Annotated in this window: 18 protein-coding genes; all 18 read right to left on the bottom strand. The window is 59.5% G+C overall.

Annotated features, from left to right (window positions below; translation table 11 throughout):
* Window positions 1-35: 35 nt before the first annotated feature.
* Window positions 36-248: a hypothetical protein gene (locus ACIPIZ_RS24615; RefSeq protein ID WP_122853593.1), complete on the bottom strand. Its 213-nt coding sequence runs from the start codon at window positions 246-248 to the stop codon at window positions 36-38.
* A gap of 10 nt (window positions 249-258) precedes the next feature.
* Window positions 259-1461, bottom strand: a complete 1203-nt coding sequence (locus ACIPIZ_RS24610) for a carbohydrate-binding protein CenC (RefSeq protein ID WP_401167949.1) — start codon at window positions 1459-1461, stop codon at window positions 259-261.
* A 91-nt stretch (window positions 1462-1552) separates the two neighbouring features.
* Window positions 1553-1990, bottom strand: coding sequence for a phage tail assembly chaperone (locus tag ACIPIZ_RS24605; RefSeq protein WP_150646983.1), 438 nt, complete (start codon window positions 1988-1990; stop codon window positions 1553-1555).
* 9 nt (window positions 1991-1999) lie between these two features.
* On the bottom strand, window positions 2000-2704 hold the full coding sequence (locus ACIPIZ_RS24600) for a hypothetical protein (RefSeq protein ID WP_401167946.1): 705 nt from the start codon (window positions 2702-2704) through the stop codon (window positions 2000-2002).
* Between the two features lie 20 nt (window positions 2705-2724).
* On the bottom strand, window positions 2725-3291 hold the full coding sequence (locus tag ACIPIZ_RS24595) for a tail fiber assembly protein (protein WP_401167944.1): 567 nt from the start codon (window positions 3289-3291) through the stop codon (window positions 2725-2727).
* 8 nt (window positions 3292-3299) lie between these two features.
* Window positions 3300-4394, bottom strand: a complete 1095-nt coding sequence (locus ACIPIZ_RS24590; protein WP_064393130.1) for a hypothetical protein — start codon at window positions 4392-4394, stop codon at window positions 3300-3302.
* Between the two features lie 137 nt (window positions 4395-4531).
* The gene (locus ACIPIZ_RS24585; RefSeq protein WP_064393131.1) at window positions 4532-5047 is read right to left on the bottom strand and encodes a hypothetical protein; all 516 of its coding nucleotides are present in this window, start codon (window positions 5045-5047) and stop codon (window positions 4532-4534) included.
* On the bottom strand, window positions 5044-6195 hold the full coding sequence (locus tag ACIPIZ_RS24580) for a hypothetical protein (protein ID WP_064393132.1): 1152 nt from the start codon (window positions 6193-6195) through the stop codon (window positions 5044-5046). Before ACIPIZ_RS24580 ends, ACIPIZ_RS24585 begins: the two co-directional genes overlap by 4 nt.
* Before the next feature lie 71 nt (window positions 6196-6266).
* On the bottom strand, window positions 6267-6686 hold the full coding sequence (locus ACIPIZ_RS24575; RefSeq protein WP_253479959.1) for a tail fiber assembly protein: 420 nt from the start codon (window positions 6684-6686) through the stop codon (window positions 6267-6269).
* Between the two features lie 17 nt (window positions 6687-6703).
* On the bottom strand, window positions 6704-7585 hold the full coding sequence (locus ACIPIZ_RS24570) for a gp53-like domain-containing protein (RefSeq protein ID WP_105707392.1): 882 nt from the start codon (window positions 7583-7585) through the stop codon (window positions 6704-6706).
* Between the two features lie 12 nt (window positions 7586-7597).
* Window positions 7598-8197: a YmfQ family protein gene (locus ACIPIZ_RS24565; RefSeq protein WP_064393135.1), complete on the bottom strand. Its 600-nt coding sequence runs from the start codon at window positions 8195-8197 to the stop codon at window positions 7598-7600.
* Entirely contained in the window at window positions 8188-9228 is a 1041-nt protein-coding gene (locus ACIPIZ_RS24560; protein WP_064393136.1) for a baseplate J/gp47 family protein, read from the bottom strand. Before ACIPIZ_RS24560 ends, ACIPIZ_RS24565 begins: the two co-directional genes overlap by 10 nt.
* Window positions 9218-9616 carry a phage GP46 family protein gene (locus tag ACIPIZ_RS24555; RefSeq protein ID WP_064393137.1) on the bottom strand — a complete coding sequence of 133 codons (399 nt, stop codon included), beginning with the start codon at window positions 9614-9616 and terminating at the stop codon, window positions 9218-9220. Before ACIPIZ_RS24555 ends, ACIPIZ_RS24560 begins: the two co-directional genes overlap by 11 nt.
* Window positions 9616-10125, bottom strand: a complete 510-nt coding sequence (locus ACIPIZ_RS24550; protein WP_105707388.1) for a phage baseplate assembly protein V — start codon at window positions 10123-10125, stop codon at window positions 9616-9618. The genes ACIPIZ_RS24555 and ACIPIZ_RS24550 overlap by 1 nt, the downstream gene beginning before the upstream one ends.
* 141 nt (window positions 10126-10266) lie before the next feature.
* Window positions 10267-11310 (bottom strand): phage baseplate assembly protein, encoded by a 1044-nt coding sequence (locus ACIPIZ_RS24545; RefSeq protein ID WP_064393139.1) that lies wholly within the window; start codon window positions 11308-11310, stop codon window positions 10267-10269.
* A 3-nt stretch (window positions 11311-11313) separates the two neighbouring features.
* Window positions 11314-12549, bottom strand: a complete 1236-nt coding sequence (locus ACIPIZ_RS24540) for a DNA circularization protein (protein ID WP_064393140.1) — start codon at window positions 12547-12549, stop codon at window positions 11314-11316.
* Complete coding sequence (locus tag ACIPIZ_RS24535) at window positions 12536-14107, bottom strand: hypothetical protein (RefSeq protein ID WP_064393141.1); 1572 nt, start codon at window positions 14105-14107, stop codon at window positions 12536-12538. Before ACIPIZ_RS24535 ends, ACIPIZ_RS24540 begins: the two co-directional genes overlap by 14 nt.
* 130 nt (window positions 14108-14237) lie before the next feature.
* The coding region (locus ACIPIZ_RS24530) for a phage tail assembly protein (protein WP_401167974.1) at window positions 14238-14373 on the bottom strand (136 nt) is incomplete at its 5' end.

Genomic DNA, 14373 nt, shown 5'->3' with positions numbered 1-14373 from the left:
ATGCTTGATCCTCCCTGGATATGGCCCCGATTGAATCACGGCTGACGGCCAATGCCTGCCAGCCATTTATTTGCCAGAGTTTTCAGGGTACCCGCTGCCGCCTCAGGTGTTTCGTCCAATGGCAGCACCTGCCCGCCCGATGACAGCCACGCCTGATACTCAACCCAGTCGCGATTGGTCGGGTCCTGCGGGATGAATGCTGAATCCTCCATGCGCAATACGCCGCAAGGAGTCAGTTGATAGGTCATGAGTTCACTCCTAGATTTCAGCGTCGGCTGTCCATTCAATCTGCAATGCTTGACCGGGCACGCTGTTGGGGGGCGTTACCGTGCTGATCGCGAAAGTACGCTGGGTCACCCCGTGTATGAATGTCCCCGTACACGCTGTTTGTGCCGTGTAGTTCCAAACCTGATTGCTTGTATTTGCAGGGCAATACAGCACAACAGTCGGTTGCACTCGCTTGAGTACCTGCATGTGGATGGCCAGGCCATATTGCCCAGCGTTGCCTCCTGCCGACTGGCTAAACGAAAGAATGCACGTGCCGGCGCCATTGTTCGCCTGAATCGGTAGACGGTTGGCGAACGACTTCTCGAAGTAACGCTGACAGAGCATCAATTCTTCAGCAACCGGACGGTATTCGAAAGGCGTGGAAACAGGCCCCTCTTCCAACTGGATCTGCGCCAGATCAACCGTCTGTACGACGTTGAGCGGCAGGTCGAACGCCAGTCTCAGGCAATCATTGGTGCCGAGCATTTTCCCGGCAATGGTCGGCACCTGAAATGTTGCGCTGTACTTTGTCCAGGCAGTGTTCAACTGAAAGACTTCGACCGCTTTGGTCACGGGTTCCGAACCACTTGCGCCAAAAAACTGCGTAACCGCTACTTTCAGTGCGCGCGCCGCATCAGATCGCGCCCAGAACGTGACGGTGGCGGTTTTCCCGGCAAGGGTTCGCACCGATTCAATGGCCTGGGAGATTTTGTGTTCCGTTGCGCCAACGCCAGCCGTCGTCTGCTGCCAGCGCAGAAAAGAGGCCGGCTCATCAGCCACCTCGGTTTGCCCTGGGACGAAGCTCTGCCGGCTGATCGCCACAGCCGCGTTACCGTTCCAGTCACAGCGAAACCGGTCTGCCACGTAACCACCCACATTCGGTGCCTGGTTGGCCGTCCCGCGTTGCCAGATATCGAAGCCACCATTGATCAACAGATTCTTGCGGTACACCTGCACCGGGAATTGCTGCAACGGGTCGGGTTTCGCTAATTGCCGAATCGCCTGGGCCAGTTGATTGGTCTGCTCTTCATCCGGGGTCAAACCGGCGGCCGTAATCGCGCTGAGAATTTCCTCGGTGACGCTGTTGCCCCAACTGGCCGGGATCAATGAGCCAGGCTTTCCGGCGATAGGGTCTTCGTCGACAAACCTGCCGTTCTCCAGGCCTGAGCCGGGAACGCTTTTTGGGTAATCCACTTTCAGCTCCTTTCAGGTCGCATGAAACGCCAACGCCCGCATAGGCGGGCGTTGGTAAAAATGGCTGTAACACTCTGTTCAACTCGCGACATCAAGCCACAGCCAGCATTCGCATCAGCCAGTCCGGCGGTAAAGGTCGACTCGCGTCTGCGGGAAACCCCGTGCTCGACGGCCAGTCCCGCAGCTCCTGGCGATAGTCCAGAAGTTCCTGATGGTCCTCGATGCTCAGGCTCATCGGTCTGCCTGCGGCCTCCTCATCCCGATCACGATCAACCAGCCATTGGCTGGCCAACAGCTGCCCGTCGCGCCATTTGCGCGCCAGCATCGAAAGTTCGGCATCCGACAGCGGCGCAGCATCGATCAGCACTGGCAAACCATCGGCATCATGGCTGCGGATTTTGCCGGGCGCAGGGTTGCCGATCACCGCGATGAAACGCTCCTCAGTGATCGGTACTGCATCGCTCGGCATGCTTGGATTGATGCCGGACAGGTACACACAGCCTGTGGACTGACTATAAAAACGGTTCATGGTTACTCCTCAGCGTCCGAACGCGATTGCACAAAAGCCGCAAGGCAACAGTTCCGAGTACAACGTGAAACCGTTCTGATTTTTCGCACCCAGCGAAACACTGCCCGGAGCCGATCCATTCAAAGTGGATGGAAATACCGCAAGGCAAACGTTGGGAAACGCCAAGGTAAAACTCGAATATGCCCCTTGAATTCCTAAGGTCGACAGTCCGACCCACTGAATGATGAAACCACCCAGCCAGGAAGGAAAAACAATGTAGCCGTTGGTGGTCAGACTGGTAGAAAAGCCAAAGCGCAGCGTTTTCGGCGTCACGATCGTGGTGGTATCCGCGCCACTGTCGGTCTGCGCCTGAGTAGCTATCTTCGCCACCCCGGCAATGCTTTCGCTCGCCTGCACCACGCGTTTGGCGATGGCTTGAAAAACCCGTAACGGAGTCATGCGTTTAACGTTGTCGGTTCCCTGCTCCGCGTCTTGAACACTGGCCACAGGCACCACACTCTGGGTGATTTTCTGCTCGATGGCAGACTTCAATTGAGCGTTGTCCTGCTCATCCGCTGCGAGGCCAGCCGACTGAATCACATTCAGCACTTCCTCAGTGACAGCATTGCCCCACTGCGCTGGAATCAAAGACCCGATGGCCCCGGTCAACGGGTTTTCGTCGACAAACCTGCCGTTGACCAGGCCGGTGCCGGGCAAACTTTTTGGATAATCCATTTCACTTCTCCTTGTAGAAATCAGCCGTTCACGACGGCGCCGGGGACAGTCGGCCAAGTAATCTCGTCAGGAAATCCGGCCTGCTTTTCGAGGCGATTGAGCTCGACGCTGTAGCGTTTCCATTCGAGCAATTGCAGCCGTTCTTCATCGCTCGCATCACCGATGTCCTCGGCATATTGAAGCGGAGCGATACGCAGGACGGCGTCCCGCAAAAGTACGTCGCGCTTTTCCAGCTCCTGCGCTTTGGCATTCGCCATTCGAGCCTGCTCATCCAACACCCAGGCATCATCGCGCCATACATGAAACTCACCCGGCCAGGACTGTGCCGTAAGGGCTTCAGGCAACGCTCCCAGCTCGTTCCAGATCTGTTGCGCGCCCCCGTCCTTGCGATACACCACTCCTCGGCGGTCAATCACTTCACGGGGTACGCCATTGATCAACGCCCAACTACGGCCGGTTTCCGGCTCAGGCAATTCGAAGGACAGTTCAACGGCGTTGGCCGGAAGTTGAATGCCGATACCGGGTGTGACGGGAAACTCGACTGGGCCAGACAGAGCGCCCGAACCATCGAATAGATAATTGAACATGAAGTGCCTCAGATAAGTTTGATGCGGCCGGGATAGGCGATGTTGCGAGGGCGGGATTTGAAGGCGTAAAGCAAGGTGGCCGCGGTATCTCGCTGATAGGTAGTGTTCACAGGAAAAATCGGGCCACCGTTGAGCAGCCCCGAAATGAATTGCGGCTCCTCTCGGGTATCCGCTCCAAAACCGATGAGGCTATCGGACCAGTAAGCGCCCACCGCCCCACCGCCGTTAGCACCTTGGGCATAGGCGTGAGTAGACCCCGGTTGAAAGGTGCCCATCACACGTGCGGTGTCCACTCCTCGCCCCTCATCCAGAACCCTGAGAAACTCCCCTCGCCCTTCAGGCCCGCGAAACGTCAACGCACCATCACCCGTGGTCCACTTCCCCTCCGTACCTGAGCGCAAGGCCTCTGCTCCCAGCATTCCTGATTGCTGAGCGTGATCCCACAGCCAGGGCCATTCGGCGCGTTTCATGACAGAGCCATTGAGTGCACCATATCCGCCGGGGTTAAGCAGGATGGTCGTCTCGAAGAAAGGCCGACCTAGCGGAGTGTTGTCGAAGCGACCGACCGGCCACCAACTCCCAACGCCATCACTGCGCAGATGCCACCAGTCACCGCTGCCCATTAATACGAAAAACGGATAACCACTGGCGGCCAGATGGGTATGAAAGCGAATACGATCAGTACCCGACGCCTGGATGACTATGCGACTGCCACTGTTGTCCACTCGCCTGACGATCACATCACGTACACCAAGTGCGGCATTGGCCGACGGCAGCTGCAGAGTCACCGCGCCCGGACTGCCATCGATCAATACGAGGCCGAGTTCTGCCTCGGCCAGTGTTTTCGAGGCCGCCAACCGGGTAATCACCGAACGCATCGGACTGGCGGTGCCGACAATCGATTGAATGGCTTTAAGCAGTTGGCCGGTGTCCGCTTCGGCAGCGACCAGCCCGGCACCGTTAATCACACTCAGAATCTCCTGAGTGACACTGTTGCCCCACACCGCCGGAATCAACGATCCCGGCGTACCCTCCACCGGGTTTTCATCGACGAAGCGGCCATCGACCAAGCCGACGCTGGGGACACTTTTTGGATAATCCATGGGTGTTCGTTCCTCTGAAATGACAAATGACGACGTCGGCAAAACTTTTTAAGCGTGTCCGTCCACGGTCGGTTTTCTGAAAATAAAAAGCCCACGCGGACGTGGGCTTGGGTGACGCAGAACGAAGGCTTTCTGGCTTAGCCGGAAACACCGCTGACCAGCTCACGAATCGCGACCAATGCTTCAGCAGCTGCGCTGTGCGCCTGCTCCAGATTGCCTTTGGCGGACTGCGCACGAATCTGCGCCTTGGCTTTCAGACGCAGGGTGCGCAGGGTCAACAGGTGATTGGTCAGTTCATCGGCCTTGGCGAGAATCTGCTCGGCAGCCTGTTTGGCCGTACGCCCTTTGACCACCCAGGCAGCGACCGACAGCGGCACTTCCTTTTTCGGGTAACCGGCGTCCTGATAAGCCTGAGCATCGGCGGCGGCCTGGGCGTATTCCATGGCTTTGAGCGGGTCGCCGGCCAGCACCGTGCGGACGCTGTCAGCGGCGGCATCGATTCTGGCGCAAAGGCGTTCGGCTTCTTGCAGCTCCAGCTCGGCGACCCTGCCCGCATTGAGCTGCCATGCTTCACCGTCCCAGTCATGGGCCGGTGAAGGCTGTGCAGCACGCAAGCCGTCTTCGAACTGATGCAATTCTTGAATGATGATCATCGGATCAACTCCCAGGAAAGATTGATATTCACCGCCGCTGAAAAGTTGATCGCAATACCGTTTGCGTAGTCGGTCGGGAGAATATTTTTGATGCCCATGCTGAACAGCAACTCATCACTCGTCCCGTTATCGGCACCAAAGGCGTGTTCGGCTTGATAGGTCTGCCAAAGGGAACGCAACATGCTGTGGTCGAAGCTGGCGGTCAATGTCGAAACGGTTGTGTCATTCACCTCGTTGTTGGTAATAACCCGCACCGTCTCCCCCGCACTGGCCCAGCCGTCCCAATTGCTCGACGTGGCAACCTTCGGGTTGAGAAAACAGTAGTTGGCGCCCAGCCATCCGGGTGTCGCAAAATTCACAGCAGTGACTTGTGTCGGATGCGGCGTCGCATTGCCCACCACCAGACGCGCGGCACGGGCATGCGGGTCCAGTGGCAGGTACACCACGCCATTGCCGCTGATTGTTTGCGTCCACGACAAGCGGCTACGGTTATACATCGCCCGGACAATCGGTACCGAGCCGGGGCCGGCTGTCACCACCCAAGCCAGACAGAGATCCAGCGGCGTCGACTGAAAACCACCGCCCGCCGCACCATTGATCGTGCCCTTCAATCCCTCGGGCGTGGCGTCATAGATAATGCCGCGCTGTGTGTAGAAGGTCAGCACACCCGCGACCACTTGCGCACGCAGAAAGTAACCGGAGTTGGGCAACAGTTCGGCACTGCTCCAGGCTATCGTCGTAAAGGTGCGCGGACGCCCCAACTGACCGGCCAACACTTCCTGGCCTAGGCTGACCAACACACCGGGCAGAATCGATAAGCGCCCGCCACTTGTTGCAACCGCCGACGGCGTGATCGGCATTCGCCCATCTGCCGTAGCCACGGTAGCGGTTGGCAATGAGCCAATCGGCAACGCCAGATCCTGGTTCCAGCCCTTGGCCGAAACGCTCTGAATCGCCTGCAACAACTGATCGTATTTCTTCTCGTCCGGGGTCAGCCCACCGGCATTGATCACGTTGAGAATTTCCTGGGTAACCCCATTGCCCCAATCCGCCGGAATCAACGATCCCGGGGTTCCGGTCATCGGGTTTTCATCAACGAACTTCCCATTCACCAATCCGGCGCTGGGCACACTGTTTGGATAATCCACGCCGGGACCTCCCGTTATTCTGGGTGATTGTTCAAGAAGCTGTTTTTGTAGGCTTCAAGTCAGAAAAGGCATCAAACCGGCAACACTGGCCAGTCCACGCTTTGCGGATAATCTGGCTGCCTGTCGATCTTGTTCAGCGCCAGTTTGTAGGTAGCAAATGCCTTGAACCGCTGCATGTCATCGGCATCCAGCAACCCTGCAATGTAGGCGTCTGCCATACCGACGGTTTGCTGATCAGCTTCGGCCAACAACTCGTCACGCCGCGCCAGCGCCAATGCTCGCTGTTCGCTTTCAACCAGCTGCGATGCGTTCGGCAATGCATGTTTGGTGACCTTGCCGTCGGTCCACTTCCAGATGCCGTCGCGCTCCTCGATCGTGCGCAGGAACAGCTCATCGGAGATCTCTACGGCAGTGGCAGGCACCTGCGTGTGAATCGTCGAGTCATAGCGCCCAAGCAGTTCGCCCTGGGCATCAAAATCAATGTATTTCATTTCATTCACCGTTGATTTCAGAAGCCGATGGCGAACCAGTTCCAGCCGCCAGGGTCAGCATTGGAGAAGCGCTGAAACTGGCTTTGCGAGAGTCGGTAAAGGGAAAAGCGCAGGTCGGAGAATCCCGGTGAAAGATCGCCGCCCGAGAGAAAGAGCACGCTTTTGGGAAAGGCGATCGGATAGGTAATGGTTTCGCTGAGTGCGCCGCCCGTGGCCAGTCCCCATTGCAGGATCAGGCCACTGGGCAAACGCTGATAGCCGCCTGCAGTGTTCAAGGAAGCGGTAAACGCTGGCGAGTACTTGAGCGCACCGTCACCGGAGTCCAGCCCCCATCCTCCGCCGAGTAGAAGCCGGCGAAAAGTAACGTAGCTGCCACCGACAAATGACAATGTGTTATCCGGTGCAACAGCGCTGGCGGTGCCCAGACTCTCGCCACTCCTGACTTTCACGTTCAAACCACCGGAACCTGCCACCAGAGACACCAAGCCTCCCGCAGGCACAGTTGACCATTCCGGCAGTGTCACCGTGCCTGGGCTGGTGAAGATCGAGAGTTTGCCGACGTCAGCGACCGTCAACGAAACATCACCCACGTAATTGGTCTGCCCCGCCAGACTGCCGAGTGCGCGCTGCACAAACTCGGTCGTCGCGACTTTCTGACTGACATCGAATTGTGGCGGCGTTTCAAACAGCTTTTTGCCACGGATGGCCTCGAGCAGCTGGGTGTTCAAGCCTTCGGTCGGTTCGATCCCCGCCGCTTTGATAACCGCCAACACCTCTTCGGTAAGGGCGTTGCCCCACTCCGCAGGAATCAGCGATCCGGGGGTTCCGGTGACGGGATTTTCATCGACAAAACGACTGTTGACCAAACCGACACCGGGCATGCTTTTCGGATAATCCATCCGGCTTACTCCCTAGTCATAATTGATGTGCACCTTGGTGTGCGCCGGCGCGCTGCGGTGGATCAGGCACTCCAGCGCCGAGCCCGGGTTGACGCCAAAGCGCTCGCCCCAATAGCTCGCGCCGTAACGCCGACCGAGCAGGAGGCGGCCGCCGGTGTTGAGCGTCCACATGAACTGCGCTTCCCACGTGCCCCAATGCGCCGAGCCGAAACGCGAGCGGCCCATGCGCGGGGCTTCGAGTTCGGTGATGGTCGCGTTGGGATAGCCCTGGCTTTTGGCGATGTCGAGGTAGTAGCCGACGGCCTGGCTGCCGACCGCGAGCAAACGTCGGCGTACGGCGAGGCGGCGGTCGTCGAACAGCGGTGTGGCGCCAAGGCACGGGTCAGGCAGTTCCATCACCCGCTCCCAGTCCGGCACCAGTTCGCTGACGCCGGCCGGGTCCATCTCGTTGAGCAGGTCGGCGGCGCGCGCATCGAGGCGCGCCAGTTCGACCGCGACGCCTTGCAGCACTTCTTCAAGTTCCGGGACTCGCTCCGGATCCCAGGCTGGGCCACTGGGCAGTAGCGCACGCAGTTGCGCCTGGTATTGCGCGGCGGTTCTGATCACCCCCATACACAACCTCCGAACGTCAGCAGTTCGCTGTCGTCGGCGGCGACGTTAGCGGTCGGCGCATTGAGCACGTGATCGGTTTCACCCGCGGCGCTGCTGATCGCTTCACGGATATGGCTGATCAGCAGGTCCTGGCCGAGGTCGGCTTCGCGGTTGTGCAAGTCGCGCAACTGGGTTTCGACGGCCGCGCGTACGGCACTGGTGTCCGGTGTCAGCTTGAGTTTGTAAGTCACCGGCACCTGCACCGGCGGCAGCACATGCACCTCGGCAGTGACCGGACGTAATGGCTCGATGTGCGCCTGCACTTCAGCCAGTTGCTCGGCGTTTGGCACCGGTTGTGGATCATCGTCGCGCATGATGTAGAGGCTGACCGTGCCCGGCCCGAGTAAACCGCCTCGGCACCACGCGCGGGTCACGCCCGGCACTTCCAGCGCCCAGGTCTCGTAATCGCTGGCCGAACCACCATGGGGAATGACGCGATAGGAACGGATCACTCGCGAACGCAGCGACTCCAGACTCTCCAGAGCGACGCCGCCACTCAGACCCGGTTCGACAACGACGAAGCTGTTGCCGACAACCCCGGCAATCGGTTGCACCGGAGAGAGCGCCAGACCGGCATCGGCATTACCGAGGCTGCCGGCGTCAAGCGCGGCGATGGTGGTGCTGTTGCTGCCGTTGACCGTGGTACGTGCGGCGGTAACTTTATAGGTACGACCATCGTTGGTTTGCAGCAACGTATCGACGTCGAGCACCGCGCCGGCGGTGGCGGTAAAACTCACCGTGCCGGTGGCCACTTGCGCGGGTTTGCGCGGCTGGTTCAGACGCAGTGCAGCAATGCGCTCCAGGGTCGACTCGTCGGCCTTGTCCGGCAGAATCTGCTCGGCAATCCAGTCGAGGTACCCGTACAAGCCATACGCGGCGCCGCTGAGCGTTCGCGCCAGCACTTGCGCATCGGACTGGCGCAGCGAATCGCCGGCCAGGTCGCTTTGGGTGCGCTTGATCAGCACCGGCAGCGAAGGGGTTTCAAACGGCATAGATCACCTGCCAACTGTTATCGGGGTTGATGTCCAGGCGTTCGCCGTCGGCCAGGGTCAGGACCGTGCGCAGGTTCAGGCGCTGGGCGTCGAGGCGTTCGCTGATGATGTCGATGGCGCTGCAGTGGCCGTCATCGACTAGCCATTGCAGGGCTTCGCGGGCATAGAATTCGGCGTCCATCTGGGTCTGTCGCGTCAGCTTGACCCGGCGCAACAGCCACAGCCGCGAGCCGATACGGTCGTCAGCGACGGTCGGAAAGCTGTCGCCCCACCAGCCGAAACGTTCGTCGTCGTCGAGGGCGTCGTCATCGGCAGCGCGGCGCCAGGTGAACAGGCTGATAAGCACGGCGCGGGTCAGTGCAGCGTGGAGATTAGGGCTGATCAACATCATTTGCCTCCTGCCGGCGCGCCGGTCTGGCCGCTGCCGGCTTGCACGCCGACGTGCACGTGGTTGATCTGGCTGATGCCGCCGGCCAGTTGATCACCGGTGGAAACAATCTTGCCGGTCTGGTTGATGACGGGCGTATCGAAGTTCACCGCCGAACTGGCGCGGATGTTCAGTGTGGTGGTTTCGATATCGATGATCCGCCCGCGCTTGAAGTGAATCCTGTCGCCCTCGTCGGTGTAGATCGCCACTTCACCGGCAGCCAGCGACTGCAGGCGATAGCGGCGGTCAGCGATGACCAGGGCGATAGCATGGGAACGGTCACCGCCGATAAACGTGACCACGCCTTCGGCACCGGCCAGCGGATGGCTGGTGAAACCGTAGGGTTCGAAGTGTTCGAGGTCGTCGTTCACCTCGCCGGCGGTGAGGCGCATTTGCAGCGATTGCAGCTTGGATGCCGAATTGGCGAGCACGACGGTGCCGCGCGCCAGCAAGCGTGTCAGTAGGCTCATGGGGTGTCCTCAAAAGGTAGGCATCACGCGATCCACTGTGGGAGCGAGCCTGCTCGCGAATGCGCTGGGTCAGGCAATGTGATGTTGAAGCTGCCAGCGCTTTCGCGAGCAGGCTCGCTCCCACAGGGTTCGGAGTCAGGCTCAGGTTTTTTTCGGGGGTGTCGGATTGGCATCGAAGGTATGCGGCGGCGCCACTTGCAGCGTGGTCACCGACCCCTGCGCCGACAGCGAATACGTGACTTTGGAAATCAGCATGTCGCCATCAAACCCGAGCACCGGATCTTTCACTCGCACCAGCGTGTTGTGTCGCCACAAATCACCGTTGGCCTGACGCCAGCCCTGCACCTGATAGGTAGTGCTCTGCGCACGGCCCATGCGGGTGGCGCTTTCCCATTGCGCACGCTGCTGCGCCAATTCAAAGGTCAGCTGCGTGCCTTCATTGATCACCGTGGTGCGCCGACGTTTGAAGGTCAGGTCGGCAGCAATCGATTCCACTTCGCTGACCGCCGCCCCGCTCTTCTTGTCCGAGCCTTTTTGCTGGCCGATGACCCGGTATTCGGAGAACACCTGGCTGTAATCCATCGGCGCGCTGGCCGAGAGAATATTCTTCCCCAGCTCCAGCACATCGCTCGCCCGGCCACCGCTGCCGGGCTTGGCCAACACCAAACGGCCCTGCTCGTCATCGGTGGAAAACACCCGTAGCAGCGAGAGCAAACGATCGATCGACTGAAACACCGTTTCACCCGGCACGATGGTGTGTTTGGTCAGTCGTGCGGTCTCGGGGATTTCGTTGACCACCGATTGCGCATACTCCATCGCCAGCGCCTCGACAATACGCAGCAACGGTTGCTCCTGCCATTGACCCGGGCGATTGGTGGCCGCGCAATCGACCAGATCCTGGGTCTTCGAACTGCCTTCGATGGTCAGGCTGATCTGCCGCCCGTCATAACGAATCGGCGCTTTGAACACGTAACCGGTGAGCACCAGATCATTGCCGATCTTGACCTCGCAGGGGTCACCGGGCTTGATCGGTTTATCCACCGTTTGCCCTGGCCATTGCCAGGTGATGTCGAGTTTGAAAGTCCGGAACTGGCGCTCGAGATCAGCGCTGATTTCCACGCTTTTCCAGCCGCCATACTCCAGGTTGTTGACCGTCAGCGTGACGCGGTTATCCATCTCGCTCATGGTTTACTCCCCGGGGACTTTCACTTGGTTGGGTGAGAACCCGGGGTGATTCGTCGGGTTGCGCTGCTGGATTTCAAGGGCCCGCGTAGCATCGCCCAGGTACTTGTAGGCGATCACCAGCGACGGCGCGCTTTCCTGAATGGTTTTAGTGACAACCCGGATACCCGAGGACGCAACGGCCTTGAGGTGCGTGACCAACGCATCCAGCAAATCGCTGGCTACCTGGTGATGTGCAGCGCCGTATTTGTTCTTCGCCAGATCAACCGAGCTCACCAGATTCTTCAGCACCGCTAGCGTATCGTCCGTGGACGGCACGTCCTGATGAGTGATCGGCTGGTGGGCCTGACTGCTGACGGAAGGCGTCGACGGCAACTTCATCGGTTTGCTTGCAACCGGCATCGAAGCGATCCACTGCGCCGCTTTCACGATCAGGGTGTCCTGCACCAGATCAGCCATGGCTTGCGCCGCCGCATTGGTGTCCTTGCCAGTGGTGAGCTTCGGCGCATCAGCTTTGCGGATCGCTTCGAGTTGTTGCGACACGTCGGCAATCACGCCACGGTAGCCTTCCTTCGCAAACGTCTTCAGCTCCTTGATATCGCCGAGCAAGCCGTTGAACTCCGCCGCCAGTTCCTTGGGCAACTCCTTGACCGCTTTGACGAAGTCGGTGATGTCTTTGTAGTACTTGATCAGCGGCTGGAGCTGCTCTTTGATGATCTCGTAGACGCCGGCGAGACTGTTACGCAAATTGGCAATGCCGATCCGCGCCGCTTTGATCATCGTCATCGCCTGCTCGAACCGCGCCAGTGCCGATGCCTGAAAAGTCCCGGCCTTGAGCAGTATTGCCTGCTGGGTACTGACGGTCGCGGTCGGAAACTGCAACGGTTTATCGGGATAGAATTTCAGGGTAAAGGTCACCAACCCGCCGTCCTGACGGGTGTGGGTCATGTCGCATTCGCCGACCTTGACTTGCAGGCGCCCGAGCCACGGATGCACCAGCTCGCCACTGCCCGCTTCCAACGCCTTGAGCAGCTTGTCGCGCTGCTCCAGGCAATCGGCGCCGACGATGAAAGCGGTGACATCGTGAATCCTCGCCTGCTGGCCGAGGTCTTCGAAATACGGCAGGTCACGCTGCGGATATTCGTGCAGCTGACCTTTGCGGCCGACCGGGGTTTTCGCCGAATCGATCCAGAAGCCGACACCGCGAAAGGATGCCGGCAATAAACGGTCACGCCAGTTCATTGGAACCTCCCACGGACAACGAGCGATAGCCGATGCGCGAAGACAGCGCCAGGCCCGGTTGATTGGTTTGCGGTTGATCGGTGCGCAGCCCCGCAGGGGCGTTTTCGAAGCGCACGGTCAGGCCGCCTTCGAGTTGCGTGCGGTTGTTGGCAGCGCTTTGCTGGATCAGGGCGCTGGACGTCTGCGTCAGCGAACTGGAGGATTGCGTCAGTGAGCTCGAGGATTGCGTCAGTGTCCCCGCCGACAACAGGGTTTTGGACGTAACGTCCGTGCTGGAGCCAAGGAATTGCGGCGCCCATTCACCTTTGCCTTCGGCATTGGTTTTTTCCTGTGAGCGGGTGAGCACGTCGACCTTGGCCGATGCTTCGGCCGCGAGTTTCCCCAGGCCTCCGTTGAAAAAATCCCTGATCGGCGCCAGCACTTCGTAAAACGTGTCGCTCCACTTTTTAATCCAGGCGGTCAAAGGGTCCCAGGCCTGAATGAACATCTCCAGAGGCGACCAGCCCAATTGCTCGCGGATAACGGCATACAGCGCAAGGATCGGCAGTTTGATGTAATCCACAAGGTCGCGAAAAAAAGCCGCTACCGGCACCGACACCGCCCTGAGCAAATCCCATATCGATGCAAACAGACCAACCAGCGGCTGCCAGTTCTTCAGAATCAGCGCCTGCGGTGAATACGCAAACAACGTCGCATAGAAGTCGATGACCGGCGCCGCCAGCGCTTTGAGTACGTCCCACAGCGCCGCGAAGAAGCCACTGACCGGCCCCCAGTTGTTGATCAGCATCCCCATCGGAGTGAAGCCGAACAGCGTCCGGAAAAAGCCAGCCATCGGGATCACCACCGGAGCAATCTGTTGCCACAGCCGGGCAAAAAACGCTGAGATCGGCTTCCAGTTGGCGACGATCAAACCTGCCGCCAATGCAACCCCGGCGGCAAAAAGGCCGATAGGCGAAGCGAGCAGCGTGAGCACAGCACTGAAACCCGCAGCCGCCGTCGTCACGACGGTGAACGCTACCGCTGCTGCCGCCAGCCCTTCGACCAGTTGCGGATGATCGGCGACAAATTCGCCGACCGAGGTCATGACCGGCACCAGCGCCGTCACCAAGCCATTGACTGCCGGCAACAACGCCTGACCGATCTTCAACGAAATGTCATCGAGCGAAACGTTGAACTTCGCAAGATTGGTGGACGTTTCGCCCTTCACCACGGCGGGCACCTGCGCCGTTGCAGGTGCCCCCAGTGGCGCGGGAATCAGGGCGTCCTTGCCCAGCGTCGGGGTTTTAAGATTTTTGCTTTTGCTCGCCAGTTCGTCCTCGGCCTTGATCGCCTTTTTCAAGCCCTCCTGAAACGGCTTGAGCAAGCCACCGCCCGAGATAAACCCAGACAGATCAAGCGGCTTGATCCCAGTGCTTTCCAGGCTTTTCTTGAACGCCGCGACTTTGCCCCGGACGCCCTTCATCTCGGTCTCCATTTTCTGCAGACCTTGCATGACCACGAGCATGTTGACCGTGGTCTGAACGTTTTGCTGGATCGCGTTTATCTGTGTAATAGCCATCACTGCACCTGCTGCATCGCATTGATCCGTTGCGCGTGCTCCAGCGATTCGCGGAGCACATCCAGTGGCCTGGCCATCATCTGTTCGGGGTCAACCTTCCAGAACCAGGCCAGGTCATAGGCGACTGCGATCAGGTCGGTGATGGCTCCGACGCCGCACTCATGAAAAAACTCGCAACGGCCCAGCTCAGCGCGTTGAGGTCAGCCAGATCCAGCTGGTTGACCGACGACGGCGGAATGCCGGCGCACACGGCGATGTATTTGGCC

This window comes from Pseudomonas sp. NPDC087690 (assembly GCF_044743175.1).
Classification (GTDB): domain Bacteria; phylum Pseudomonadota; class Gammaproteobacteria; order Pseudomonadales; family Pseudomonadaceae; genus Aquipseudomonas.
The sequence above is the reverse complement of the archived record's forward strand: the minus strand, read 5'-3'. Positions and strand labels throughout refer to the sequence as shown.

Coding starts and splice junctions, on each gene's coding strand:
- ACIPIZ_RS24535 (WP_064393141.1), bottom strand. CDS start 14,107: ATGGCTATTACACAGATAAACGCGATCCAGCAAAACGTTCAGACCACG.
- ACIPIZ_RS24590 (WP_064393130.1), bottom strand. CDS start 4,394: ATGGATTATCCAAAAAGTGTCCCCAGCGTCGGCTTGGTCGATGGCCGC.
- ACIPIZ_RS24595 (WP_401167944.1), bottom strand. CDS start 3,291: ATGTTCAATTATCTATTCGATGGTTCGGGCGCTCTGTCTGGCCCAGTC.
- ACIPIZ_RS24555 (WP_064393137.1), bottom strand. CDS start 9,616: ATGTTGATCAGCCCTAATCTCCACGCTGCACTGACCCGCGCCGTGCTT.
- ACIPIZ_RS24600 (WP_401167946.1), bottom strand. CDS start 2,704: ATGGATTATCCAAAAAGTTTGCCCGGCACCGGCCTGGTCAACGGCAGG.
- ACIPIZ_RS24560 (WP_064393136.1), bottom strand. CDS start 9,228: ATGCCGTTTGAAACCCCTTCGCTGCCGGTGCTGATCAAGCGCACCCAA.
- ACIPIZ_RS24570 (WP_105707392.1), bottom strand. CDS start 7,585: ATGGATTATCCGAAAAGCATGCCCGGTGTCGGTTTGGTCAACAGTCGT.
- ACIPIZ_RS24550 (WP_105707388.1), bottom strand. CDS start 10,125: ATGAGCCTACTGACACGCTTGCTGGCGCGCGGCACCGTCGTGCTCGCC.
- ACIPIZ_RS24585 (WP_064393131.1), bottom strand. CDS start 5,047: ATGATCATCATTCAAGAATTGCATCAGTTCGAAGACGGCTTGCGTGCT.
- ACIPIZ_RS24575 (WP_253479959.1), bottom strand. CDS start 6,686: ATGAAATACATTGATTTTGATGCCCAGGGCGAACTGCTTGGGCGCTAT.
- ACIPIZ_RS24605 (WP_150646983.1), bottom strand. CDS start 1,990: ATGAACCGTTTTTATAGTCAGTCCACAGGCTGTGTGTACCTGTCCGGC.
- ACIPIZ_RS24545 (WP_064393139.1), bottom strand. CDS start 11,310: ATGAGCGAGATGGATAACCGCGTCACGCTGACGGTCAACAACCTGGAG.
- ACIPIZ_RS24540 (WP_064393140.1), bottom strand. CDS start 12,549: ATGAACTGGCGTGACCGTTTATTGCCGGCATCCTTTCGCGGTGTCGGC.
- ACIPIZ_RS24615 (WP_122853593.1), bottom strand. CDS start 248: ATGACCTATCAACTGACTCCTTGCGGCGTATTGCGCATGGAGGATTCA.
- ACIPIZ_RS24565 (WP_064393135.1), bottom strand. CDS start 8,197: ATGGGGGTGATCAGAACCGCCGCGCAATACCAGGCGCAACTGCGTGCG.